20 protein-coding genes are annotated in these 25,151 nt (G+C 34.5%); 18 read left to right on the forward strand and 2 right to left on the reverse strand.

The genetic code is table 11. From position 1 onward, the window contains the following. Positions 1-85: 85 nt before the first annotated feature. Entirely contained in the window at positions 86-2,176 is a 2,091-nt protein-coding gene (locus AC51AA_RS03130; protein WP_500704288.1) for an LTA synthase family protein, read from the reverse strand. A gap of 196 nt (positions 2,177-2,372) precedes the next feature. Here AC51AA_RS03130 and AC51AA_RS03135 point away from each other — a divergent pair, with 196 nt between their 5' ends. From AC51AA_RS03135 to AC51AA_RS03190, 12 genes are all read left to right on the forward strand, one after another. Then, positions 2,373-3,038 (forward strand): response regulator transcription factor, encoded by a 666-nt coding sequence (locus AC51AA_RS03135; RefSeq protein ID WP_500704289.1) that lies wholly within the window; start codon positions 2,373-2,375, stop codon positions 3,036-3,038. After that, entirely contained in the window at positions 3,039-4,424 is a 1,386-nt protein-coding gene (locus AC51AA_RS03140; protein ID WP_500704290.1) for a sensor histidine kinase, read from the forward strand. 325 nt (positions 4,425-4,749) lie between these two features. After that, the gene (gene hisG / locus AC51AA_RS03145; RefSeq protein ID WP_500704291.1) at positions 4,750-5,607 is read left to right on the forward strand and encodes an ATP phosphoribosyltransferase; all 858 of its coding nucleotides are present in this window, start codon (positions 4,750-4,752) and stop codon (positions 5,605-5,607) included. A gap of 98 nt (positions 5,608-5,705) precedes the next feature. Then, the gene (gene hisD / locus AC51AA_RS03150) at positions 5,706-6,995 is read left to right on the forward strand and encodes a histidinol dehydrogenase (protein WP_500704292.1); all 1,290 of its coding nucleotides are present in this window, start codon (positions 5,706-5,708) and stop codon (positions 6,993-6,995) included. Positions 6,996-7,012: 17 nt separating this feature from the next. Continuing rightward, positions 7,013-8,062, forward strand: coding sequence for a histidinol-phosphate transaminase (gene hisC / locus AC51AA_RS03155; protein ID WP_500705674.1), 1,050 nt, complete (start codon positions 7,013-7,015; stop codon positions 8,060-8,062). Between the two features lie 56 nt (positions 8,063-8,118). Beyond that, the gene (hisB, locus tag AC51AA_RS03160) at positions 8,119-9,255 is read left to right on the forward strand and encodes a bifunctional histidinol-phosphatase/imidazoleglycerol-phosphate dehydratase HisB (protein ID WP_500704293.1); all 1,137 of its coding nucleotides are present in this window, start codon (positions 8,119-8,121) and stop codon (positions 9,253-9,255) included. Positions 9,256-9,313: 58 nt separating this feature from the next. After that, positions 9,314-9,664, forward strand: a complete 351-nt coding sequence (locus AC51AA_RS03165; protein ID WP_500704294.1) for a nuclear transport factor 2 family protein — start codon at positions 9,314-9,316, stop codon at positions 9,662-9,664. A 59-nt stretch (positions 9,665-9,723) separates the two neighbouring features. Next, the gene (hisH, locus tag AC51AA_RS03170; RefSeq protein WP_500704295.1) at positions 9,724-10,305 is read left to right on the forward strand and encodes an imidazole glycerol phosphate synthase subunit HisH; all 582 of its coding nucleotides are present in this window, start codon (positions 9,724-9,726) and stop codon (positions 10,303-10,305) included. 56 nt (positions 10,306-10,361) lie between these two features. Beyond that, complete coding sequence (gene hisA, locus AC51AA_RS03175) at positions 10,362-11,087, forward strand: 1-(5-phosphoribosyl)-5-[(5-phosphoribosylamino)methylideneamino]imidazole-4-carboxamide isomerase (protein ID WP_500704296.1); 726 nt, start codon at positions 10,362-10,364, stop codon at positions 11,085-11,087. 71 nt (positions 11,088-11,158) lie between these two features. Further along, the gene (gene hisF, locus AC51AA_RS03180) at positions 11,159-11,914 is read left to right on the forward strand and encodes an imidazole glycerol phosphate synthase subunit HisF (protein ID WP_500704297.1); all 756 of its coding nucleotides are present in this window, start codon (positions 11,159-11,161) and stop codon (positions 11,912-11,914) included. A 90-nt stretch (positions 11,915-12,004) separates the two neighbouring features. Next, complete coding sequence (hisIE, locus tag AC51AA_RS03185; RefSeq protein WP_500705675.1) at positions 12,005-12,610, forward strand: bifunctional phosphoribosyl-AMP cyclohydrolase/phosphoribosyl-ATP diphosphatase HisIE; 606 nt, start codon at positions 12,005-12,007, stop codon at positions 12,608-12,610. A 438-nt stretch (positions 12,611-13,048) separates the two neighbouring features. Next, positions 13,049-14,704 (forward strand): M1 family metallopeptidase, encoded by a 1,656-nt coding sequence (locus AC51AA_RS03190; RefSeq protein WP_500704298.1) that lies wholly within the window; start codon positions 13,049-13,051, stop codon positions 14,702-14,704. A gap of 133 nt (positions 14,705-14,837) precedes the next feature. Here the strand turns inward: AC51AA_RS03190 and AC51AA_RS03195 are convergent, their stop codons facing one another. Continuing rightward, positions 14,838-16,382, reverse strand: coding sequence for a hypothetical protein (locus tag AC51AA_RS03195; RefSeq protein WP_500704299.1), 1,545 nt, complete (start codon positions 16,380-16,382; stop codon positions 14,838-14,840). A gap of 155 nt (positions 16,383-16,537) precedes the next feature. Here AC51AA_RS03195 and AC51AA_RS03200 point away from each other — a divergent pair, with 155 nt between their 5' ends. From AC51AA_RS03200 to ilvC, 6 genes are all read left to right on the forward strand, one after another. Further along, complete coding sequence (locus tag AC51AA_RS03200) at positions 16,538-17,713, forward strand: 2-isopropylmalate synthase (protein ID WP_500704300.1); 1,176 nt, start codon at positions 16,538-16,540, stop codon at positions 17,711-17,713. 45 nt (positions 17,714-17,758) lie between these two features. After that, positions 17,759-18,877, forward strand: coding sequence for a 3-isopropylmalate dehydrogenase (gene leuB, locus AC51AA_RS03205; RefSeq protein WP_500704301.1), 1,119 nt, complete (start codon positions 17,759-17,761; stop codon positions 18,875-18,877). A 266-nt stretch (positions 18,878-19,143) separates the two neighbouring features. Then, on the forward strand, positions 19,144-20,817 hold the full coding sequence (gene ilvD, locus AC51AA_RS03210; RefSeq protein ID WP_500704302.1) for a dihydroxy-acid dehydratase: 1,674 nt from the start codon (positions 19,144-19,146) through the stop codon (positions 20,815-20,817). Between the two features lie 122 nt (positions 20,818-20,939). After that, complete coding sequence (ilvB, locus tag AC51AA_RS03215; RefSeq protein ID WP_500704303.1) at positions 20,940-22,628, forward strand: biosynthetic-type acetolactate synthase large subunit; 1,689 nt, start codon at positions 20,940-20,942, stop codon at positions 22,626-22,628. 76 nt (positions 22,629-22,704) lie between these two features. After that, the gene (gene ilvN, locus AC51AA_RS03220) at positions 22,705-23,226 is read left to right on the forward strand and encodes an acetolactate synthase small subunit (protein ID WP_500704304.1); all 522 of its coding nucleotides are present in this window, start codon (positions 22,705-22,707) and stop codon (positions 23,224-23,226) included. Between the two features lie 92 nt (positions 23,227-23,318). Then, positions 23,319-24,788, forward strand: coding sequence for a ketol-acid reductoisomerase (gene ilvC / locus AC51AA_RS03225; RefSeq protein WP_500704305.1), 1,470 nt, complete (start codon positions 23,319-23,321; stop codon positions 24,786-24,788). Positions 24,789-25,151: the final 363 nt, after the last annotated feature.

Raw genomic sequence — 25,151 nt, forward strand, 5'->3', positions numbered from 1 at the left:
CATTTTAGCTATTGTTATAAAAGTAAAAGCCTCAAATTCATTTGAATTTGAGGCTTTTCTGATTTAAGATATGGCTTATTGTTTTTTACTTTTGGTATTTCTTTTGTTTGAGCATTTCTGACGCAGTTTGATAAAAAGAAATCGTCGCGTTTACCAAATCAGTTCTCTCGGTTTTTACCGGGATTTCATCATAGAAAATTTGATACTCTGGAGCAATCCCTGCTTTTGGTTTTAGTCTTAAATCAAACTGTTTTACCTCTTGTTTAGGGGATAAAATGGTTAAGACATTGTCTTTTATCAGTCCTAAATCTTGATAAGTAGCGATAAAAGCCCTTGGTTTATAATCAGGTTTTAGCACATCTTGACCAAAGAATTTGCTTTCGTAGTTGAAATGCAATAATCCAAATAGGGTGGGCATCACGTCAATTTGTGACATCAACTGATTGAATTTTGCAGGTTTTGCATTTGGTGTATAAATGAATCCTGGAATTCTGTATTTGTCCATTGGTAATTCTGTTTTTCCGGCGCTTGAAGCGCAGTGATCGGCAACGATTACAAAGACAGTGTTGTTGAACCAAGATTGTTTACGGGCCATATTAAAGAATTTTCGCAAGGAATAATCCGTGTATTTTACGCCACCATCTCTCGATTTACTATCACCTGGAATATCAATCGTATTGTTTGGATAAGTAAAGGGCCTGTGATTGCTCACAGTCATGATGTGATTAAAGAAAGGTTTCTTTTCTTTAGCCTGAGCATTCATGATACGTATGGCTTTGTTGGCCATGTCTTGGTCACAAACACCCCAAACGTTCGAAAAGGTAACTTCGTTTTTTGTGAAATTGGACTTGTCAATAATATTATAACCGTTACCGGAAAAGAAATCCTTCATATTGTCAAAGAAAGAATCTCCGCCATAGAGGTAGTTGACGCTGTATCCTTTTTTGCTAAAGATGGCTCCAGTGGAGAATTTATTTTTATTGTCTATTCTTTTTACCACACTTTCTCCTGCAGTTGGGGGTAAGCATAAAGTCACGGCTTCAAGACCACGTACAGTACGGTTTCCTGCGGCATATAAATTAGTGAACTGCAAGCTTTCTTGTGCTAAACTATCTAAAAACGGTGTGATGTTTTGTTCGTTGCCATAGGCTTTCATAAATTCAGCACTATAGCTTTCTATGGTGATTAAAACAACATTCTTATGGACTTCAAGGGAATCACTCGTGATTTTACGTGTGGTGTAGGCATTGGATATACCAGGAAGTTGCTCTTTTAAAATAGCATGGGCTTTTTCATCAGGAAGTGTTCTGTAGAATTTTAGATAATCTAAATTTTTATTCACAAAAGCTAAGTAAAACTTATGTAATCCATTTGCTTCTAATTCATTGACGAAAACGTTTTTAGAGTCTTCTGTTTTAGCTAGGCTCGGAATAGCGATCAAAGAGAGGATAAACAAAGCGGCGTAGATCAGGGTAATTTTTACCTTCTGGTTAAAAGTAGGTATCTTATCGATATAGTCGGTTGATCTTTTAAGGATAAAATAGGTAACTACGGCTGTTATCAAAAACAGGGCAGAAAATAAAGGGATAACGGGATAAGACTGCATGATGTTTCCAATGACCTCATTGGTATAGATCAAGTAATTTACGGCTATAAAGTTATACCTCACGCCAAACTCATTCCAAAAGAAGTACTCGCTAAGTCCATTTTGCAATATTAATAAGACATATAGAAAGATGACAAAGGCAAACAGCCAAAATCTAATTTTGTCTCTTCGTTTTGGAAGAAAGAGTAAAAGAGCAAATAAAGCGGTTTTAATCCCGATAAAAATTAAAACAATTTTAGGTAAGGCACCACCATATTCATCAACTATACTTTTGCCTGAAGCCACATATAAAAACAAGACAAGAAGCAAGCCTAGTATAATATAACCAGAAGGTTTGTTGTATTTCGTATTGGAGATAAAAATGAGGTACAGCCATAAAAAAGCACTCGCTATGACAAAGACAAAGGCATCAGAAATGAGACCTAAACCGAAGATTTTGACAGTTTCAAGAAAGGTAAAAGAACTTTGTGTAATGGGATGAAAAAGCAATACAATTCGTATAATAAGGCTTACTGCAAAATAGAAAAGGGCTAAATTGTAAAATGGGGATAGTTTCTTGTATAGGCTCATGAATGTAATATTTATTTTTTGGCAAAATTAACGCAATAGATTAGTTCTATATTAAGTAAGGATTTACGTTCGCTTAATGGTTTCTTAATATTTGGTTAAGATAATGTAATTTTGGATTATTCAAAATGTATTAATCATTTTTGGACTACAAAATATATATCTTTGACTATTAAATAATCATTAAACAGGGAGGTCAATGCATATTTTAATCGTCGAAGATGAGTTGGGTATCGTTCAGTTTTTGCAACAAGGATTGGAAGAAGAGGGATATCGAATTACTGCTGCAAATGATGGACTGAAAGGCTTTGAGTTAACTCAAAAGCATCAATATGATCTGATTTTACTCGATTGGATGTTGCCTAAGATTAATGGTTTGGATTTGTGTAAAGCCATTAGAATTACGGATCAAAAGACACCTATTATTTTTTTGACTGCTAAAGATACGGTGCAAGAAACTGTTAAGGGACTCAGGGCAGGTGCAAATGATTATATAAAAAAACCATTTAGTTTTGAAGAGTTGGTGGAGCGAATTAAAATCCATTTTAGAACTGAAAAAACAGTGCAAACTCTTGTGTTAGGAAATATACAAATAGATTTAGCTAAACATATTGTTTTGAGTAAGGAAACTGAGGTATCGCTGACCCAGCGGGAATTTGAGTTGTTGACTTATTTAATTAAAAACAAAGGAAAGGTTTGTACGCGAAACCAGATTTTGAAAGATGTATGGGGGATTCATTTTGAGTACGATACGGGTGTTATTGATGTTTTTATGAATGCCATTCGAAAAAAACTCAATCTAAAGATTGAAGAAGATTATATAAAAACAATCCGTGGTATTGGTTATATCGCTAACGACCTATAGATGATGCAACTTTCTTTTAAAAATAGAATTGCTTTAAATTATATTGTGACTACAGGCTTGTTGGTTTTTGTGGTTTTCGCCCTTATTTATTCTATTGTAAGACATACAGTCTATAGGCATATTGATGATAATATTAAAGTTGAAGTACAGAATCATCTCAGTGAAATTAGAATTGAGAAAGGAAAAATAGTCCTCATTGATCAGGAAGAATGGAATGAACGCGAACATAATGCAGTAGATGTTAATCCTGTTTTTGTTGAGTTTTTGGATTTGAACAAAAAAATTATTGAAAAATCACCCAATCTGAAAACTCAGAACCTATTTTTTGCTGATACAGTAGAAAGCTTAGAGTTGTTCGATACAAAAATGGGAGATAATAGCATCAGGCAAATACAGGTTCCACTTTATATTGAGTCAAAAAAGATTGGGTATTTGGTCGTGGCAATGTCTCTAGCAGACTCTCAACTGGTGCTTAATAATTTGTTTGACACCTTGAGTTTTGCGTTTCCTGTTATTCTTATACTGTTGTTTTTTATTGCCCGTTTCTTTGCTGGAAGAAGTATAAAACCAATAAATACCATCATTAAAACATCAGATATTATTACAAAGGATAATCTGAAAATAAGAATTCCCTTGCCTGAGACTCGAGATGAATTGTATACGCTTTCCACAACCATCAATAATCTTTTAAATCGTATTGAAGAGGCCATGGAACGAGAAAAACAATTCACTTCAGATGCCTCACATGAATTAAGAACTCCTTTAACCGTTATTAAAGGGACACTTGAAGTACTGGTTCGTAAACCTCGAGAAAGCTGGGAGTATGAAGAAAAAATTAATTTTTGTGTAGTAGAAGTGGACCATTTAAGTATAGTGGTAGATCAACTTTTATTGTTGGCGCGTTTTGAAAATCACAATCAAAATAGACAAACAGAATCGGTCTATTTAAATGCCTTAATTCTGGATGTAATGACCTTGAATTCGGAGAAAATAAACAAACGAAAAATTAATTTTAAATTAATGGCCGATAATGATTATTATATTGATTCGGATAATTATTTAGTGGTCACTATTCTTAGGAATATTATTTCGAATGCTTTAAAATATTCGAATGACAATGGAGAAATTTTAATTGCTCTTTTCAAAGAGAACAATCAGATCGTTTGCTCTATTTCGGATAAAGGGATCGGTATTGTTGCGGAAGATTTGGAGTCGATTCTAAATCCTTTTTTTAGATCAAATTCAACAGAGCATCCAGAGATCAAAGGAACTGGATTAGGATTGTCCATTGTGCAACGTATCACAGCATTACTTCATATTGCCTTTGAAATTGAGAGTGAGATTGGCCATGGAACCACGGTAAAGTTGCGCTTTGATGAAAATTAAAAAAAGTAATCTCAGCATTAAAATCCTTGTAGAAAGCAGGCTCAGACCTTTTATTTAACAATAAACTATCGTTAAGTTAAATTAAAAATTGCTTTTTTATGAAATTAACTAGTATATTTGCAAACGAATCAAAGAATTACAAAACAAACCCAATCATGATTTCTATTCAATTACATCATCATCATTTCCATTATTGCTCTCAAGCGATGTGTTAATGATATGCATGTAAATCATCATATTTTAAAACCCGTTTGAGTACATCAAACGGGTTTTTTAATTCCAATTCTTTGTGCTCAAACTATTAATCCAACTAAACTAAAAAAAAATGAGTACGTTAAAAATTGCCATTCAAAAATCAGGTCGCCTTAATGAAGACAGCATTCAAATTCTAAGGGATTGCGGTATTTCAATTAACAACGGGAACGATCAACTAAAAGCGGAAGCGTCTAACTTCCCTTTAGAGGTTTTGTATTTGAGAAATTCAGACATTCCACAATATTTAATTGATGGAGTAGTAGATTTGGCTATAGTAGGAGATAATTTATTGGTTGAAAAAGGCAAACACATTGAAGTAATTCAGAAGTTAGGATTTTCGAAATGTAAAGTTTCTGTAGCTGTTCCTAAGGCTTTTGAGTACAATTCGATTCAAGATTTAGCAGGTTTACGCATTGCTACTTCTTACCCTAATACCGTTAATGAATATTTTAATTCTTTCGGTTTAACAGTCGATATTCACCAAATCTCAGGTTCGGTAGAAATTGCACCCAATATTGGTCTTGCAGATGCTATTGTGGATATTGTTTCAAGCGGAAGTACCCTGTTTAAAAATAATTTAAGAGAAGTAGAAGTGATTTTGAAAAGCGAGGCTGTTTTGGCGGTTTCACCAAAGGTTTCTCCGGAAATTCAAAAACACATCGATACTTTGAAATTCAGAATCCAATCGGTTTTAAGAGCTAGAAATTCAAAGTACATTCTTATGAATGTCCCTAACGATAAAATAGAGGAAATTGGAAAAATCTTACCGGTGTTACGTAGTTTGACTGTTTTGCCATTGGCACAAGAGGGTTGGAGTAGTGTGCACTCAGTAATTGATAAAGATACTTTCTGGGATGTAATCGATCGATTGAAGGAAGCCGGTGCTGAAGGAATTTTAGTTTGTCCAATCGAGAAGATGGTTCTGTAGGTTTACCTTCAAAATAAACAGTAAAAGTCCAGAATCAAAATGCTAGAGAGCATGTTGATATTTGAGAGTCAGGACATTTAATTAAAGCTATAATTGACATGAATAAAATAGATAATCCAAAACCAAATGTTTGGTCAGAAATATTAAGAAGACCAACCAAAACGATAGATGATGTTGAAGTTACGGTTAAAGAGATCTTCAAAGAAGTACAGAAAAAAGGCGATGAAGCTGTCGCTAAATACACCTCAATATTCGACGGAATCACTTTAGATACGTACGAGGTTACTGAAGAGGAAGTCCAAGAAGCGATTAAAGAGATTTCAAGCGAACTTAAAGAAGCCATTGCGTTAGCAAAGGAAAATATTTATAAATTTCACAGCGCTCAGAAAACAGAGCGAATTTTTGTTGAAACGACTAATGGGGTGAAATGTTGGCAGGAAAAAAGACCTATTCAAAAAATTGGTCTGTACATTCCTGGAGGAACAGCGCCTTTGTTTTCGACTGTTTTAATGCTTGCCGTTCCCGCTGAAATTGCAGGTTGCAAAGAAATTGTATTGTGTTCTCCACCAGATAAAACCGGGAAAATTAATCCCGCTATTTTGTACGCGGCTCAGTTATGCGGCGTTACTAAAATAGTAAAAGTAGGGGGGATTCAAGCTATTGCAGCGATGACCTTCGGAACAGAGTCCATACCCAAAGTATATAAAATTTTTGGACCAGGAAATCAATTTGTAACGGTAGCCAAACAACTGGCGACTCAGTTTGGAGTAGCTATAGATATGCCAGCGGGTCCTTCAGAACTATTGATCGTTGCAGATGATACAGCAGTTCCTGCTTTTGTCGCTTCAGACTTATTGTCACAGGCAGAACACGGTGCAGATAGTCAGGTGATTTTAGTTTCGACTTCAAAAAAACTAATTGAGGCTGTCGAAAAAGAAATTCAAACACAAATTGAAGTGCTTCCAAGAAAAGAGATAGCGCAAAAAGCCATCGAGAACTCTAAATTAATTTTTGTTGAAAACGATAAAATTGCCTTAGATTTAATCAATGAATATGGTCCAGAGCACTTTATTATTTGTTCCGAATTTGATGATTTTTATAGTAATGGGATTATAAACGCAGGTTCCGTTTTTATTGGGAATTATACGCCAGAAAGCGCAGGAGATTACGCCTCGGGGACCAATCACACTTTGCCTACTAATGGATATGCTAAGAATTACAGTGGTGTGAATTTGGATAGTTTTGTAAAGTCAATGACGTTTCAAAAAATATCAGAAACGGGAATTCAGGCTATTGGAAAAGCTATTGAAATTATGGCTGAAGCAGAGGGCTTACAAGCACATAAAAATGCGGTAACACTGAGATTGGCGAGTTTAGAATCCAAATAATTTTAAAAATGAAAACAATGATTTCCTTTGATATAAATACCATAACACGTGAAAACGTAAAAACATTAAAACCGTATTCTTCGGCACGTGATGAGTTTGAAGATTTTGATACAGCTGAAATGATTTTCTTAGATGCCAACGAAAACCCATTTCAAAATGGCGTAAATCGATATCCAGATCCACAACAAAATTCGGTTAAGGCTATTTTGGCCAAACGCAATGAGGTGAAACCAAGTCAGATTTTGCTAGGAAACGGAAGTGATGAAGTACTAGATTTACTTTTTAGAGCTTTTTGTGAGCCGAAGATTGACAATATAATTTCGTTGCCACCGACCTACGGAATGTATAGTGTACTGGCTAATATAAATGCAGTAGAAAATAGAGAAGTTTTACTTTCTACCGATTTTCAACCACAAGTTGAAAAGATTTTAGATACGGTTGATGAACGTACAAAAATTATTTTTCTTTGTTCTCCCAACAATCCAACAGGGAATTCTTTCTCAGATGAAAGCGTGGTAAAATTGCTTCAAAACTTCAATGGTTTAGTGGTTATTGATGAAGCGTATATTGACTTTTCAGCTAAGGAAAGTTGGTTGATAGAAATAGACGAATATCCCAATTTAGTGATTACACAAACACTTTCAAAAGCCTATGGATTAGCGGGAATTCGTTTGGGAATTTGTTATGCTTCTGAGGCGGTAATTGCGGTTTTAAATAAAATTAAACCACCTTACAATGTCAACGAGTTAACACAGCAAAGAGCGATTTTACGTTTAAATGATTCGGATAAAATACAAGAGGAAATAGCTGCTATTATTGAGCAAAGAGAAGAATTACTTAAAGTTTTGCTTGAGGTTAGTTTTGTAGAAAAAGTATATCCGACAGAAGCCAATTTTGTCTTGGTAAAAGTGGATGATGCCAATAAAAGATATGATGAATTAATTGCCAAAGGAATTGTAATTAGAAACAGAACGACCCAACCTCTATGTGAAAATTGTTTGCGTTTCACTATTGGAAATCCAGAGGAGAATACAGTGTTAATTAAAGAACTAAAGTTGTTGAAATAATAAGTAAAAGTTCCGACAGTGTGTAATGGACGGTCAGGACTAGAATAGAATAAATTATGAAAAAAGTACTTTTTATCGATCGTGACGGAACGATGGTTTTAGAACCAGAAAATTATCAATTAGATAGCTTGGATAAAGTTGAATTTTATCCGAAAGCTTTTCAATATTTGGCTAAGATTGCCAATGAATTAGATTACGAATTGGCAATGGTAACCAATCAGGATGGTTTAGGAACCGATAGTTTTCCTGAAGATACCTTTTGGCCTACACAAAATTTCATTATTAAAGCTTTTGAAAACGAAGGGGTTTCCTTTAATGAAATTTTCATAGACCGATCATTTCCTGAGGATAATGCGCCAACGCGCAAACCGAGAACGGGGATGTTAACCAAATATTTAAATAATCCAGAATATGATCTAGCCAATTCATTTGTTTTAGGGGATCGTTTGACTGATGTAGAGTTGGCTAAAAACCTAGGAGCAAAAGCTGTTTTTATCAATGATAATGATGGGATTGGTAGTAATGAAATTTCAACTAAACGTGAGGAATTAAACGATACAATTATACTTCAAACGATGAGTTGGAAGGAGATCTATGAGTTTTTAAAATTAGAAGAACGTTCGGCTAACATTACGCGTAAAACCAACGAAACCGATATTTTTATCAATTTAAACTTAGACGGTACTGGAAAAAGTAAAATTGAAACGGGTATTGCGTTTTTTGATCATATGTTAGATCAAATTGCGCGTCACGGACAAATGGATCTAGAAATCCTTGTTAAAGGAGATTTAGAGGTAGATGAGCACCATACAATCGAGGATACGGCTATTGCTTTAGGAGAAGTTTTTGCCAAGGCTTTGGGCAATAAATTAGGGATCGAACGTTATGGCTTCTGTTTGCCAATGGATGATTGTTTGTCGCAAGTAGCCATTGATTTTGGAGGTAGAAACTGGTTAGTGTGGGAAACGGAATTTAAACGTGAGATGGTGGGTAAAATGCCTACAGAGATGTTTTACCATTTCTTCAAATCTTTCTCAGACGGAGCAAAAGCCAATATCAATATCAAGGCTGAAGGAACCAACGAGCATCACAAAATTGAAGCGATTTTCAAAGCTTTTGCTAAAGCGATAAAAGTCGCGGTAAAAAGAGATACAGAGAAAATGATTTTGCCTTCGACAAAAGGAATGTTGTAGAAGGTTACGAATAGGTTTAGGTTGTTTGAAAAATTAAAACTTTGAAATTAAAAAGAATATGGATGCTGAAAAGTTTGCAGAAATGTGGATACAGTCTTGGAATTCACATGATTTAGTTGATGTCTTAAAACATTATTCAGAAGACATTGAAATTACCACACCAATGATAAAATTAGCCGGTGGAATTGAAAGCGGTTCTCTTCAAGGAAAAGAGCAGGTGGGAGCCTATTGGGCTAAAGCTTTAGAGAAGGTTCCAGATTTGCATTTTGAACTGATTGAGGTAACTTCTGGGATTAATTCGGTTGCCCTTTATTATAAGTCCATTATGAATAAAAAGGCTATTGAAGTGATGTTTTTTAATGAACAAGGATTGGTCAATAGAATGCATGCCTATTATACGGATCTATAAAATAGAAATTGTTTCAAATTAAACTCAAGTGGATAATTTGAAATGTGAAAGATAAGTAAATGAAAATTGTTATTATAAATTACGGAGCAGGAAATATTCAGAGCATAATGTTTGCCATTGAAAGGCTTGGATTTAAAGCTATTTTGAGCAATAATGTTGCAGAAATTAAGTCGGCAGATAAGGTTATTTTTCCTGGTGTAGGCGAGGCAAGTTCTGCTATGAAAAAATTACAGGAAAGTGGTTTGGATCAATTGATTCCGAGTTTGAAACAGCCTGTATTAGGAATATGTCTGGGGATGCAATTGATGTGTAGATCAACTGAAGAAGGTCATACCAGAGGTTTGGGGATTTTTGACATTGATGTGATTAAATTCACTTCAAAAGTAAAAGTACCACAGATGGGCTGGAATCAGATCTATAATTTGAAAACTGATTTGTTTAAGGGGATACCGGAAAATGAATTCATGTATTTAGTGCATAGTTTTTATGCTCCAAATTGCCCTGAAGCAATCGCTACTACTAATTATGAACTAGAGTATGCATCCGCTTTGCAAAAAGATAATTTTTACGGAACACAATTTCATCCGGAAAAAAGTGGCGCTGTGGGGGAGAAAATATTAGAAAACTTTTTAAAAATATAATTTGAAATCTAAAGTCCTATTGATTTTAGGATTTCAAACATTTAAGACTTAATGAAATGAGAATAATACCAGCTATAGATATCATTGACGGAAAATGTGTTCGTTTATCAAAAGGAGATTATGATACTAAAATCATTTACAACGAGAATCCACTTGAAGTAGCCAAATCATTCGAAGCGCACGGAATTGAATACCTGCATTTAGTTGATTTAGATGGAGCAAAATCAAGTAAGATTGTCAACTATAAAATATTGGAGCAAATTGCTTCAAAAACAAAGTTGAAGATTGATTTTGGTGGTGGATTAAAATCAGATTCCGATTTAAAAATCGCTTTCGAGAGTGGTGCTAACCAGATTACAGGAGGAAGTATTGCAGTTAAAAATAGAGCTATTTTTGAAAAATGGATTGCGGAATATGGATCGGATAAAATTATCCTTGGAGCAGATGCTAAAGACGAAAAAATTGCTGTGTCAGGTTGGTTGGAAGATTCAGATGAAGATTTAATCCCTTTTATTGAGGCGTATCAAACCAAAGGAATTCAGTATGTTATTTGCACGGATATTGCCAAAGACGGTATGTTGGAAGGGCCGAGTTTTGATTTGTATGGTAAAATTTTGGAACAGGCAAAGGGTGTAAAACTAATTGCTTCTGGTGGAATCTCCACTTTTGATGAATTGCCAAAATTAGCAGAATTAGGTTGTGAGGGGACGATCATTGGAAAAGCGATCTATGAAGGAAGAATCAGCTTAAAACAATTGGAAAATTATATCATAGGGAAATAAGAAAGTTAGAAGATTAGAGTGGGTTATACCTGATCTAAAAAACTAATGATCTACTTAATACATTTAGAAAAATGTTAGCAAAAAGAATTATACCGTGTTTGGATATAAAAAATGGAAGAACGGTAAAAGGAGTAAATTTTGTAGATTTACGCGATGCAGGAGATCCAGTTGAATTAGCAGAAATTTATTCGGCAGAAGGTGCTGATGAATTGGTTTTTCTGGATATTTCGGCCACCGAAGAAAGGCGTAAAACCTTGGTCAATATGGTGCGAAGTGTTGCAGAGAAAATCAACATCCCTTTTACGGTTGGCGGGGGAATTTCCTCTGTTGAAGATGTTGAAATTCTGTTGAACAATGGAGCAGATAAAGTTTCGATCAATTCATCGGCAGTAAAAAATCCGCAGTTGATTAATGAGTTGGCTCAGAAGTTCGGAAGTCAATGTGTAGTGGTTGCTATTGATGCAAAACAAATTGACGGACAATGGATCGTACATCTAGTAGGCGGTAAAGTACCAACAGCGCTCAACTTATTTGATTGGGCTGTGGAAGTGGCTCAGCGTGGTGCAGGTGAGATATTATTCACTTCGATGGATAATGATGGTACAAAAAACGGTTTTGCCAATGAAGCTTTGGCTAAATTGTCTGAATTGATTAATATTCCTATTATTGCCTCTGGAGGTGCTGGAAACATACAGCATTTTGTAGATTCATTTAAAATCGGAAAAGCAGATGCAGCTTTGGCTGCTAGTGTTTTTCATTTTAAAGAAATCGAAATCAAAACCTTAAAGGAAGAATTGAAAAACAACAATATAGAAGTCAGAATCTAAGTCTAGGTACTAGAGCAAAGAGAATAAACTATAGCACTGAAAGTAAAAATGTAGTATTCCCGATGTACAATCGGAATCCTAAAATCTAAAATAAAAATGAAAGTAGATTTCACAAAAAGCGCACACGGATTAATTCCGGCAATCATTCAGGATTCTGAAACAAAAAATGTTTTGATGTTGGGATATATGAACGAAGAATCCCTTCAAAAAACATTAGAAACTCAAAAGGTTACTTTTTTCAGTCGTTCCAAACAAAGACTTTGGACTAAAGGTGAGGAGAGTGGAAACTTTTTGAATTTGGTAGATATCAAAAACGACTGTGATGGCGATACACTTTTAATTCAGGCAAAACCTGTAGGTCCAACTTGTCATACCGGAGCTGACACTTGTTGGCAAGAAGAAAATAAAGAGAACTTTGGTTTTATTTCAAGTTTAGAGCAAACTATCAAAGTTAGAAGAGAAAATGCTGATTCTGAGAAGAGTTATGTGGCTTCTTTATTTGAAAAAGGAATCAATAAAATTGCACAGAAAGTAGGTGAGGAAGCTGTAGAAGTGGTAATTGAAGCTAAAGATGATAACGACGATTTGTTTTTGAGTGAAAGTGCAGATTTATTATTTCATTACTTGATTCTACTTCAAGCTAAAGGCTTTGAGTTAAATGATGTTGTAGAAGTTTTGAAGAAACGTCAGAAGTAGTTTTTAAATTATAATTGATTATACATTGCTAAGCCTTCATGAATGAAGGCTTTTTTTATTCCTATAGATTAAAGTTTACTGAGAAATGAATTAGAACGTTCTTTGCAAAGAGGTTTTTTAAATGGCGTTGTTTTGCATGAAAAAGGTTTGCAGAACCCTATAATTATTATGGGAAAGAATTGCAGAACGATCGGGGACTAAATAGGACGGCGATGGATTATCGTCAATATGGGCAACATCCTATTAAGGGGTGAGTTAAAAAGTTATGCTAAGAAAAAGTTGAGTTTTTAATTTTAAATAGATAACGGTTGGATAATGAATAGAGAATAAATTTGCCGAATACCACTTACAATAATTTAATAAGATTAATCCAAATGTGTACATTTGTTAAAGATTAGTTGGTTTAAGTACCTTATTTATTATAAATATATATATGTAATGAAAAAATACTTTGGTAGCGTTTTTATCGCTTTTTTGGTTGGTTGTAATGCCAATGCACAAGGACTTCTTAATAAGTCAGAAACTATTTTCACACATCAGGATTCTTTAAGAGGAAGTATTACAAAAGAAAGAGCATGGTGGGATTTAAAACATTATCACTTAAGTGTAAAAGTAAATCCGGCAGATAAAACAATTACGGGTTCTAATACGGTTCGTTACACTGTTTTAACTCCGTATGATAAAATGCAAATCGATTTGCAGGAACCTATGCAAATCTACAAAGTAACTCAAGAGGGTAAAGAATTGAAGTTTGAGAGAGACGGAAACGCTTTCTTTATTCAATTAACAGCAGCTCAAAAAGTAGGTGAAACCAAAGAAATCATCATTTCTTTTGGAGGAAAACCAAAAGAAGCCATTAACCCTCCATGGGATGGTGGAATTACCTGGAAAAAAGATAAAAACGGAAATGATTTTATTGCATCCTCCTGTCAGGGTTTAGGAGCTAGTGTTTGGTGGCCTAACAAAGATCATATGTATGATGAAGTGGAAAATATGCTCATTAGTGTAAACGTGCCAGGAAATCTAACAGATGTTTCCAATGGAAGGTTACAAAGTGTCAAAAAAGAAAAAGACGGAACCAAAACCTTTAATTGGTATGTTTCAAATCCAATTAATAATTATGGTGTTAATATCAATGTTGGTGATTACGTAAATTTTTCTGAGAAATTCAAAGGAGAAAAAGGCGATTTGGATTGTAATTACTATGTCTTAAGGGATAATTTAGCTGTTGCTAAAGAGCAATTTAAAGATGTTCCAAGAATGTTAAAAGCTTTTGAAAGTTGGTTTGGCCCATATCCGTTTTACGAAGACAGTTATAAATTGGTAGAGGCACCTTACTTAGGTATGGAGCACCAAAGTAGTGTTACGTATGGTAATGCGTTTAAAAATGGATATTTAGGCCGTGATTTGAGTGGAACTGGTTGGGGGTTAAAATTTGATTTTATTATTATTCACGAATCGGGACACGAATGGTTTGCCAACAATATCACCTATAAAGATATTGCCGATATGTGGATTCATGAGAGTTTTACCAACTACTCAGAAAGTCTTTTTGTGGAGTATTATTACGGAAAAGATGCTGGTGCCGAATATGTAAGAGGATGTAGAAAAGGCATTAGTAATGATAAACCAATCATTGGAAATTATGATGTAAACAATGAAGGATCTGGTGATATGTATCCCAAAGGTGCTAATATGTTGCATACTATCCGTCAAATTGTAAAAGATGATCAGAAATGGAAAACAATTTTAAGAGGTTTAAACAGTACTTTTTATCATCAAACAGTTACAACAAAACAGATTGAGGATTATATGAGTGCCCAGGTAGGAATAGATTTGAATAAAGTTTTCTCGCAATATTTAAGAACAACTGATATTCCAACTTTTGAATATTATTTTAAAGATGGGCGTTTAGGGTATCGTTGGTCCAATTGTGTCAAAAAGTTTGATATGCCAGTAAAAGTAATTTTAAATGGCGTAGAAACCTGGTTGAAACCTACAACGGCTTGGAAATCAGAAAAAATAACGGCTGATGAATCAACATTAGAAGTAGATAAAGACTTTTATGTCGCGAGCTATAATATTACACAGTAAGCTTCTTTTAGTTTAATAGTTATAAAAAAATCCCAAAAGCCAAGTTATTGGCGTTTGGGATTTTATCGTTATAGTGTCCTATGAATTAGATCTGGCGGGAGTTAAGTTACTGTTCTCTTAACAACTGTGTTATTTAACGACTATTTAATTGCGCTTTTTCTTTGATTATATCCGCAATTTTTCGGTTTTCAATTTTACTTTCTAACCATGAAATAATATCTAAGTATAAGAAAGCCCTTTTCTCGTAGGTGTTTTTCTCTAGTTCAATAAAACGCAAACGCATCTTAATGAATTCCTTTTTAATATCGGTAGGGTAAAGGTTGTTTAAGTTTTTTAAGAACTTGATGATTTCCTTTTGAACCTCATGCAAGTCGTTCATTTTTAATAAAAACTTGTAGGTGTTTTTAAGATGATTCTCTAAGTAATAATCTTTCCCTAACTCATAATGCGCAATCAACGACAATAGTCTAGCAAAACACATTAAATCTTCGCGCATGCTTAGATTTTTATTGTTGATGATTTTATCTAAGTAATTAATACACTCTGTGTACTTTTCACTTCCAAAATAAATAGAGGCAAATTTATAATAGAACAACATTTCGTGATGCTCATCAAGATGCTCATTGTGAAGCTTTATCTTATTTAAAATTTCAGGAATCAAGTATTCGCTTTCTGCAAAAGTTCCTTCTAGTATATGCAGGTTAAGCTTGTTGTTGTATACATATAAGAAAGATAGGGAAGCTACGTTGTCGTTTACCGGAAATTTAGGGTCTTGAATTGTTTCTTCTAATAGGGTTAAATACTTTTTGAAATTCGATTTGTATTTCAGCATATAAAGCGACTCTAAGAAGTAGTGGTTTCCTTTTAAGAAGAATACAGGGTTCTGATAAATCATATTGGGATGATCATAAAAAAGAGTCACCCACTTATAGGCGTATTTGTAACTGGCCAAGAAATCCTGTACCAAGAAACTGCGCCAAAGGTTAGCATTGTAAAACCAATACTTTTCACGGAATCCAAATTTACTTTCGTCTAATTTGGCAATGTGTTTATTGAAATAATCATCTATATACTTATATTCTTCATCACTTTTTACATAACCCGTTTTTAACATGATGCCGTATAGTTGAAGCGACAAATTAGACAACTTACTTGAGATGGTATTGCGGTAATTCAATTCTTTGGCCTGAATGACCAATTCATCAGCACGACCTTGAATACTGCGGGTAATGTACTGTGATTCGATGAGTTTTTCGAATTCGACTATCTCATAAGCCATTAATTTTTCATCATTTTCAAGAGCAATGATTTTGGTCTTATCTAGAATTTTTAAACTCTGTTTGTATAATCCTTTATTGTATAGAATAACGGCAAAATCTATTTGTTCACGCAATTGATAACGAATGTTCTGGCTAGGAATATTCAATCTGATGCTGACTAATATTTGCTTGTATAGGTATGATTTTAAGTTAGATAACTGCACTTTCTTAATGATACCACTCTTTAAAATTAGTTTCTCATCATAGTGTTCGGACTTATCTAAAATATTAAATAACTCGATAAATTTAGTATTCGAGCTCGTTTCTAAACGACTAGCAAAAATTTTAAACTGCCTTTTTTCGGACTTGGAAAGTGATTTTATTAATACAAATAAAAAATCTTTTTGATGGTTAGCCATTGTAAAATATAATAATGTAACTTATTGATTTTTAGATTGTTAACATGTTATAAATTGTTTTATGAACAGTATAATTTCATTAAAATGAATTTCATAATGAAGTAGTACAATATATATTTGTTATCAAGATGTGAAATTACATTAAATAAATGAATATGAATAGAGAGAAAGTTCAAATTTTTGACACCACTTTGCGCGACGGTGAACAAGTTCCAGGATGTAAGTTAGATACTAAGCAAAAATTAGTAATCGCAGAAAGACTTGATAAAATGGGAGTTGATATCATCGAAGCTGGTTTTCCAGTGTCAAGTCCGGGCGATTTTTTATCGGTCTCTGAGATTTGTAAAATTGTGGAAAATGCGACGGTCTGCGGACTAACGAGAGCCGTGAAAAACGACATTGATGTTGCTGCAGCTGCTTTAAAGCACGCTAAGAAACCTAGAATCCATACCGGAATCGGAACCTCAGAATCTCATATACTCCATAAATTAAATACCACTAGAGAAGATATTATCGCTAGAGCAAAATTTGCAGTATCTCATGCTAAATCTTATGTAGAAGATGTTGAGTTTTACGCAGAAGATGCCGGTAGAACGGATAATGCTTTCTTAGCAAGAGTTTGCGAAGAAGTGATTAAATCTGGTGCTACAGTATTGAATATTCCTGATACAACAGGGTATTGCTTGCCAGATGAATACGGGGCAAAAATTAAGTATTTAAAAGAAAACGTAAAAGGTATCGAAAACGTGATCCTTTCTTGTCACTGTCATAACGATTTAGGAATGGCAACTGCTAACTCTATTGCAGGAGCAATTAATGGAGCACGTCAAATAGAATGTACTATTAATGGTATTGGTGAAAGAGCAGGTAATACGGCTCTTGAAGAAGTGGTGATGATTTTTAAACAACATCCTTATTTAAACTTAGATACCAATATTAATACAAGAGAGTTAAATGAAATGAGTCGATTGGTTTCTGAAAGTATGGGAATGATCGTTCAACCAAATAAAGCTATTGTTGGAGCGAATGCATTTGCGCACAGTTCTGGAATTCACCAAGATGGTGTAATTAAAAACAGAGCGACTTACGAGATTATGGATCCATTAGATGTGGGTGTTAATGAATCTTCGATTATTTTGACAGCAAGAAGCGGAAGAGCTGCATTGGCATACCGTGCAAAAAAGGTAGGATACGAACTTACTAAAGTGCAATTAGATATTGTATATGTTGAGTTTTTGAAATTCGCCGATATTAAAAAAGAAGTAATAGATGCTGATATACATCAAATCATTGAAGCAGCTAAAATCCAGGGAGAATTAATTAGAAGCTAGGTTTAGAAAAAAAAGAAGATTTAAATACATAAAGAACGAGACGTTATGAATTTGAAAATAGCAGTTTTACCAGGAGATGGTATTGGACCAGAAGTAATTTTACAAGCCAAAAAGGCATTATATGCCATTGGTGAAATGTACAACCATGAATTTGTTTTTGAAGAGGCGCTTATGGGAGCGATCGCTATCGAAAAAACAGGGAGTCCACTACCAGAGCAAACTTTAAACCTTTGTTTGAATACGGATGCCGTTTTATTCGGGGCCATTGGGGATCCTAAATATGATAATAATCCAAATGCAAAAGTTCGTCCAGAGCAAGGATTGTTAAAGCTTCGTAAGGAATTAGGCTTGTTTGCTAATATTCGTCCTATAAAACCGTATAGATCGTTACTAGAGTCTTCTCCTTTAAAAAGAGAAATTATCGAGGGAGCTGATTTTACTATTTTCAGAGAATTAACAGGAGGTGCTTATTTTGGAGACAAAACATTAAACGAAGCAGGAACACATGCTTCTGATTTATGTGAGTATTCAGAAGAAGAAATCTCTAGAATAGCCCATTTAGCTTTCAAATCGGCTCAAAACCGACGCAAGAAGTTAACTATGGTGGATAAAGCAAATGTTTTAGAGACCTCAAGATTATGGAGAAAAGTAGTTCAGAAAGTGGGCGAAGGGTATCCAGATGTGGCTTTAGACTTTTTATTTGTGGATAACGCAGCGATGCAAATCATCTTAAATCCAAAACAATTTGATGTGATTTTGACAGAAAATTTATTTGGAGATATTCTATCTGATGAGGCAAGTGTTATTACAGGTTCTATAGGTTTATTGGCTTCAGCTTCTTTAGGAGAAAAAAATGCGCTTTTTGAACCAATTCATGGTTCTTATCCGCAGGCAAAAGGAAAGAATATTGCCAATCCAATTGCGTCGATTTTATCGGCAGCAATGTTGTTAGAGCATTTTGGTTTATTCAAAGAAGCTAACGTCATTTATAAAGCAGTGGAGAAAGCAATAGAGTTTAAGGTAGTTACGGAAGATTTGCATCCAGAGTCAAGCTTTGGTACAAATGAAGTAGGGGAGTTTGTTTCTAATTTTATTTTAAGCAAAGATGACCTACTATATTTTAATAATGACAATGTTCATATCGGACAATCGACAATAGTTTAAGGTTTTTATTAAATTAATGTTATTAATAACAAGAAGTAAGTGAAATGTTGAGATTTTATTTTTTTTGTACTAGAAGTTTTTATACTTTTGTGACACTAAAAATTAAAAGATGCAAATCTCAATTATTATTACTTCTGTCGTTGTTGTCAATGTGATTCACACATCTGCATCGGGAATGGTATAAATATAATTGAAAAACTATATAGAAAACCTTCCAAATACTGGAAGGTTTTTTTTTGAATTAAAATTAAAATAAAAAATACATAATGGAATTAAATAAGTACAGCAAAACCATCACTCAAGATCAAACACAACCTGCAGCTCAAGCGATGTTGTATGGTATTGGTTTAACTGAAGAAGATTTGAAAAAAGCACAAGTAGGTATTGTTAGTATGGGTTACGATGGTAACACGTGTAATATGCACTTGAACGATTTAGCAAAGGATGTTAAAAAAGGTGTTTGGGATGCAGATCTAGTTGGACTTATTTTTAATACTATTGGTGTAAGTGACGGAATTTCAAACGGTACGGAAGGAATGCGTTTTTCATTGGTTTCTCGTGATGTAATTGCAGATTCTATTGAAACCGTTATGGGAGCGCAATGGTATGACAGTTTGATTGCAATTCCAGGTTGTGATAAAAATATGCCGGGAGCTTTAATTGCAATGGGAAGAGTAAATCGCCCTGCGATTATGGTCTACGGAGGAACAATACACTCTGGAAAATGGAAAGGGGAATCTTTGAATATTGTTTCGGCTTTTGAGGCATTAGGAAAAAAGTTTAACAATACCATTTCTCCTGAAGATTACAAAGGGGTTATTCAAAATTCATGTCCAGGTGCTGGTGCTTGTGGTGGTATGTATACAGCCAATACGATGTCTTCAGCAATTGAGGCATTAGGAATGAGTTTACCGTATAGTTCTTCAAACCCTGCTTTGAGTCAGGAAAAAAGAGACGAATGTATTGCTGCTGGAAAAGCCATTAGAAACTTATTGGAAAAAGACATTAAGCCAAGAGACATTATGACTCGTGAAGCTTTTGAAAATGCGATTACATTAGTAGCGGTTTTAGGAGGTTCAACAAATGCCGTAATGCACTTAATTGCCATGGCACATTCAGTTGATGTGGAAATTACCATAGATGATTTCCAAAAAATTAGTGATAAAACCCCGGTGCTTGCAGATTTAAAGCCAAGTGGTAAATATATGATGGAAGATTTACATGCTGTTGGAGGAGTTCCTGCAGTAATGAAATATTTATTGAAAGAAGGATTGATTCATGGAGATTGTTTAACGGTAACAGGAAAAACAGTTGCTGAAAATTTAGCTGCAGTTCCAGATTTACAAGACGGACAAGAAGTGATTCATGAAATTCAAAAAGCATTAAAAACAACTGGAAATATTCAGATTTTGTATGGTAACCTTGCTTCTGAAGGATGTGTTGCTAAAATTAGTGGAAAAGAAGGGGAATATTTTGAAGGACCTGCTGTAATTTTTGAAGGTGAATTTGATGTTATTCCTGGTATTCAAGCCGGAAAAGTAAAACCAGGTGATGTAGTCGTCATTAGGAACTGTGGACCAAAAGGTGGTCCAGGGATGCCTGAGATGCTCAAGCCTACATCAGCGATTATTGGTGCTGGATTAGGAAGTAGTGTTGCGCTAATTACAGATGGTAGGTTCTCTGGAGGTTCACATGGATTTGTGGTTGGACACATAACACCAGAGGCTTATGACGGTGGTGGTATTGCACTAGTAAAAGATGGTGATTTAATCGCTATTGATGCTGTGAAGAACACTATCGATCTTAAAATATCAGATGCAGAATTTGCCGAAAGAAAAGCCAACTGGGTACAGCCAGCTTTAAAAGCGACAAAAGGAGTTTTACTAAAATATGCGAGATCGGTTTCAAGCGCTTCTACAGGTTGCGTTACCGATAAATAATTATTCAATAACCATATCAAAAATCAAGGGTAAGGCAAGAGATAAAAAAAGAGAAAACCCAGGTTTGATTTTTTAGGCTCGAGATAACCAACGAAATTGATTTTTGAAAAAACATATATATTATGAAAATATCAGGCGCTGAGGCTGTTATTAGATGTTTGTTAGCAGAAGGAGTAGACTTGGTTTATGGATATCCAGGAGGTGCTATAATGCCAGTTTATGACGAACTATATAAATTTCAAGATCAACTGCACCATGTTTTAGTACGTCACGAACAAGGGGCGACACATGCTGCACAAGGATATGCACGTGCTACTGGAAAAGTAGGGGTAGCTATCGCTACTTCTGGACCAGGGGCAACTAATTTAGTTACTGGAATTGCAGATGCTCAAATAGATTCTACTCCAATGGTATGTATTACCGGACAAGTAGGAAAGCATTTATTGGGTTCTGACGCTTTTCAAGAAACTGATATTATTGGAATTTCAACTCCAGTAACCAAATGGAATTACCAAGTGACGGAAGCGTCTGAAATTCCAGAGATTATTGCCAAAGCGTTTTATATTGCGCGTTCTGGTCGTCCAGGTCCTGTTTTGATTGATATTACTAAAAATGCTCAGTTTGATGAGTTTGATTTTAGTTATGAAAAATGTACTGGAATTAGAAGTTATATTCCAGTTCCGAAATTAAAATTAGATAAAGTGGCTGAGGCTGCTGCTCTTATTAATAGTGCTAAAAAACCTTTTATTGTTTTTGGACAAGGAATTATTTTAGGTCAGGCTGAAGAGCAACTAAAGGCTTTAATTGAGAAGTCTGGAATTCCTGCAGCTTGGACTATATTGGGACTTTCTGCTTTGCCAACTGATCATCCACTGAATGTTGGAATGTTGGGAATGCACGGAAATTACGGTCCAAATTTACTGACTAACGAATGTGACGTCTTAATTGCATTGGGAATGCGTTTTGATGATCGTGTGACGGGAGATTTAAAGACTTACGCTAAGCAAGCCAAAGTAATTCACTTTGAAATTGATCCAGCGGAAGTGGATAAAAATGTTAAAACAGAAGTTGCTGTTTTAGGAGATGTAAAAGAAGCTTTAAGTGCTTTATTGCCGCTTCTTAATCAAAATTCTCACGATGCTTGGCATAATGAATTCAAAGCCAAACATGAGATAGAATTTGACTCTGTTATAAAAGAAGAGTTAAATCCAACCAATAATAAAGGTATTTCTATGGGTGAAACTATGGAGATGATCAACAAACACTCTAAAGGAGATGCTATTATCGTATCAGATGTTGGGCAACACCAAATGTTTGCTTGTCGATATGCTAAATTCAATTCGACAAAAAGTAATATTACCTCTGGAGGTTTGGGAACAATGGGATTTGCTTTACCAGCTGCAATTGGAGCTAAAATGGGAAGACCAGATCGTGAAGTTGTAGCTATTATTGGAGATGGAGGTTTTCAGATGACCATCCAGGAATTAGGGACTATTTTTCAAACAAAGGTACCCGTGAAAATTGTTATTTTAAATAATGAGTTCTTAGGAATGGTACGTCAATGGCAGGAATTGTTTTTTGATAATCGCTATGCGTCAACCAAAATGATCAATCCAAATTTTGTTGCCATCGCTGAAGGGTATCACATTAAATCTAAAAAAGTAACGCAAAGGGAAGATCTAGATGCTGCTGTAGCGGAAATGATGGCTTCAAAAGATTCTTATTTCTTAGAGGTTATGGTAGAGAAAGAGAATAATGTATTTCCAATGATTCCAACAGGAGCCTGTGTTTCTCAAATTAGATTAAGCTAATAAAAAGTTTCGGATTTTTAAGTTTTAGGTTGCGAAACCGGACTCTTGAAATCAGATAACCTTTAAACAAAACAACATGGAAAATAAAATGTTTACCATATCGGTATACTCAGAAAACAACGTGGGATTGTTGAATAGAATATCGGGAATATTCTTAAAGCGTCACATTAATATATTAAGTCTAAATGTTTCAGAATCAGAGATAGAGAATGTTTCTAAATTCATTATTGTAGTAAATACTACGGAAAAATGGGCACAGAATATTGTAGGGCAAATCGAAAAACAAATTGAAGTAATTAAAGCGTTTTATCATTTAGATGAGGAAACTATTTTCTTAGAAAATGCGTTATTCAAAATACAATCAAGTCTGTTGTTTGATGAGAAACAGATTCAAAATATCATCAAAGAAAGTCAGTCGCAAATTGTGACGGTTTCTCGTGATTTCTTTGTGATTTCAAAATCAGGAAGACGTTCAGAAATTGAAGAATTGTACGCAAAGCTAAAACCTTACGGGATCATGCAATTTGTACGTTCAGGTAGAATTTCGGTTTCCAAAGAAAAAATGGAAATTTCAACATTGTTAGATTCATTTCAATAATATCACTGGTAGGGTTGGTATTATACGATCGCAACTCCACTAAAAATTAATCAATTATTAAATTACACATTCATTAAATATTTTTAAAAAAAATGGCAAATTATTTCAACACATTACCACTTAGATTACAATTAGAACAATTAGGCGTTTGCGAATTTATGGAGCAATCAGAATTTGCAAATGGAATTGCTGCTCTTGCAGGGAAAAAAGTTGTCATTGTAGGTTGTGGTGCACAAGGTTTGAATCAAGGTTTAAACATGAGAGATTCTGGCTTAGATATTTCATATGCATTGCGTGCAGATGCTATCGCTGAAAAGAGAGCTTCTTATAAAAATGCTACTGAAAATGGTTTTACTGTAGGTACTTATGAAGAATTAATTCCAACTGCTGATTTAGTGTGTAATCTTACACCAGATAAACAACATACTGCTGTAGTGACTGCTATTATGCCATTAATGAAAAACGGTTCTACTTTGGCTTATTCTCACGGTTTTAATATCGTAGAAGAAGGAATGCAGATTCGTAAAGATATTACTGTTATTATGTGTGCTCCTAAATGTCCAGGTTCAGAAGTACGCGAAGAATATAAAAGAGGTTTTGGTGTACCAACTCTTATTGCTGTTCACCCAGAAAATGATCCAAACGGTTTAGGTTTAGATCAAGCAAAAGCTTACGCTGTAGCTACTGGAGGACATAAAGCAGGAGTTTTGAAATCATCATTTGTAGCTGAAGTAAAATCAGATTTAATGGGTGAGCAAACTATTCTTTGTGGTTTGTTACAAACTGGTTCTATTTTATGTTTCGATAAAATGGTAGAAAAAGGAATCGAGGCTGGATATGCTTCAAAATTGATTCAATACGGATGGGAAACTATTACAGAAGCGTTGAAACATGGAGGTATTACCAATATGATGGATCGTCTTTCTAATCCTGCAAAAATTGAGGCTTATGAAATTGCTGAAGAATTAAAAGACATTATGCGTCCATTATTCCAAAAGCACCAAGATGATATCATGTCAGGCGAATTCTCTAAAAACATGATGATTGACTGGGCTAATGATGATGTTAATTTATTGACTTGGAGAGCTGCAACAGGACAAACTAACTTCGAGAAAACTGCTCCACAAGAAGCTGCAATTACAGAACAAGAATATTTTGACAATGGTGTTTTAATGATTGCTATGGTTAAAGCTGGTGTTGAGTTGGCTTTTGAAACAATGACTGAAGCAGGAATTATTGAAGAATCTGCTTATTATGAGTCATTACATGAATTGCCTTTGATTGCGAACACTATTGCAAGAAAGAAATTGTTTGAAATGAATCGTGTTATTTCGGATACAGCAGAATATGGTTGTTATTTATTTGACCATGCTTGTAAGCCATTATTGACTGATTATATGAAAACTGTTGAAACAAACGTGATTGGAAAATCATTCTCAAGTTCAACTGGAGTAGATAACGCTATTTTAATTGCTGTAAACAAGGAAATTCGTCAACATCCTATCGAAGAAGTAGGAGCGTGGTTGAGAGAATCTATGACAGCAATGAAAAAGATTGGATAATAATAAATTAGGAATTACCACACATTTGGGTGTGATGGAATTTGCACTGTATCTCTGTTTTAGGTAATATTTTGAATTAGTAAGCACTTATTAAAAAAAACGATATAGCGGCATATTGCATTCACTTAACTTCGACTGCGTTGTGAGTTAGGTGAAGGTAATCCTAAGATTAGGAGTGTGTTTAGTTTTAAGGACACTTGTCATAATTTTGATTTTAATTAATAAAGATGCTGCTATTTTCAAAATAGACTAAAGCAGGGTAATGTCGAATTACAGAGTTAATTGTTATTGAAATTGTTAAAAATGAAAAGGCCTGATATTTATTTATCAGGCCTTTTTTGCGATTAGTCTATTTGGGGGAAA

This window comes from Flavobacterium sp. OHVDL-2026-0007 (assembly GCF_059882335.1).

Coding starts and splice junctions, on each gene's coding strand:
- AC51AA_RS03130 (WP_500704288.1), bottom strand. CDS start 2,176: ATGAGCCTATACAAGAAACTATCCCCATTTTACAATTTAGCCCTTTTC.
- AC51AA_RS03135 (WP_500704289.1), top strand. CDS start 2,373: ATGCATATTTTAATCGTCGAAGATGAGTTGGGTATCGTTCAGTTTTTG.
- AC51AA_RS03140 (WP_500704290.1), top strand. CDS start 3,039: ATGATGCAACTTTCTTTTAAAAATAGAATTGCTTTAAATTATATTGTG.
- hisG (WP_500704291.1), top strand. CDS start 4,750: ATGAGTACGTTAAAAATTGCCATTCAAAAATCAGGTCGCCTTAATGAA.
- hisD (WP_500704292.1), top strand. CDS start 5,706: ATGAATAAAATAGATAATCCAAAACCAAATGTTTGGTCAGAAATATTA.
- hisC (WP_500705674.1), top strand. CDS start 7,013: ATGATTTCCTTTGATATAAATACCATAACACGTGAAAACGTAAAAACA.
- hisB (WP_500704293.1), top strand. CDS start 8,119: ATGAAAAAAGTACTTTTTATCGATCGTGACGGAACGATGGTTTTAGAA.
- AC51AA_RS03165 (WP_500704294.1), top strand. CDS start 9,314: ATGGATGCTGAAAAGTTTGCAGAAATGTGGATACAGTCTTGGAATTCA.
- hisH (WP_500704295.1), top strand. CDS start 9,724: ATGAAAATTGTTATTATAAATTACGGAGCAGGAAATATTCAGAGCATA.
- hisA (WP_500704296.1), top strand. CDS start 10,362: ATGAGAATAATACCAGCTATAGATATCATTGACGGAAAATGTGTTCGT.
- hisF (WP_500704297.1), top strand. CDS start 11,159: ATGTTAGCAAAAAGAATTATACCGTGTTTGGATATAAAAAATGGAAGA.
- AC51AA_RS03190 (WP_500704298.1), top strand. CDS start 13,049: ATGAAAAAATACTTTGGTAGCGTTTTTATCGCTTTTTTGGTTGGTTGT.
- AC51AA_RS03195 (WP_500704299.1), bottom strand. CDS start 16,382: ATGGCTAACCATCAAAAAGATTTTTTATTTGTATTAATAAAATCACTT.
- AC51AA_RS03200 (WP_500704300.1), top strand. CDS start 16,538: ATGAATAGAGAGAAAGTTCAAATTTTTGACACCACTTTGCGCGACGGT.
- leuB (WP_500704301.1), top strand. CDS start 17,759: ATGAATTTGAAAATAGCAGTTTTACCAGGAGATGGTATTGGACCAGAA.
- ilvD (WP_500704302.1), top strand. CDS start 19,144: ATGGAATTAAATAAGTACAGCAAAACCATCACTCAAGATCAAACACAA.
- ilvB (WP_500704303.1), top strand. CDS start 20,940: ATGAAAATATCAGGCGCTGAGGCTGTTATTAGATGTTTGTTAGCAGAA.
- ilvN (WP_500704304.1), top strand. CDS start 22,705: ATGGAAAATAAAATGTTTACCATATCGGTATACTCAGAAAACAACGTG.
- ilvC (WP_500704305.1), top strand. CDS start 23,319: ATGGCAAATTATTTCAACACATTACCACTTAGATTACAATTAGAACAA.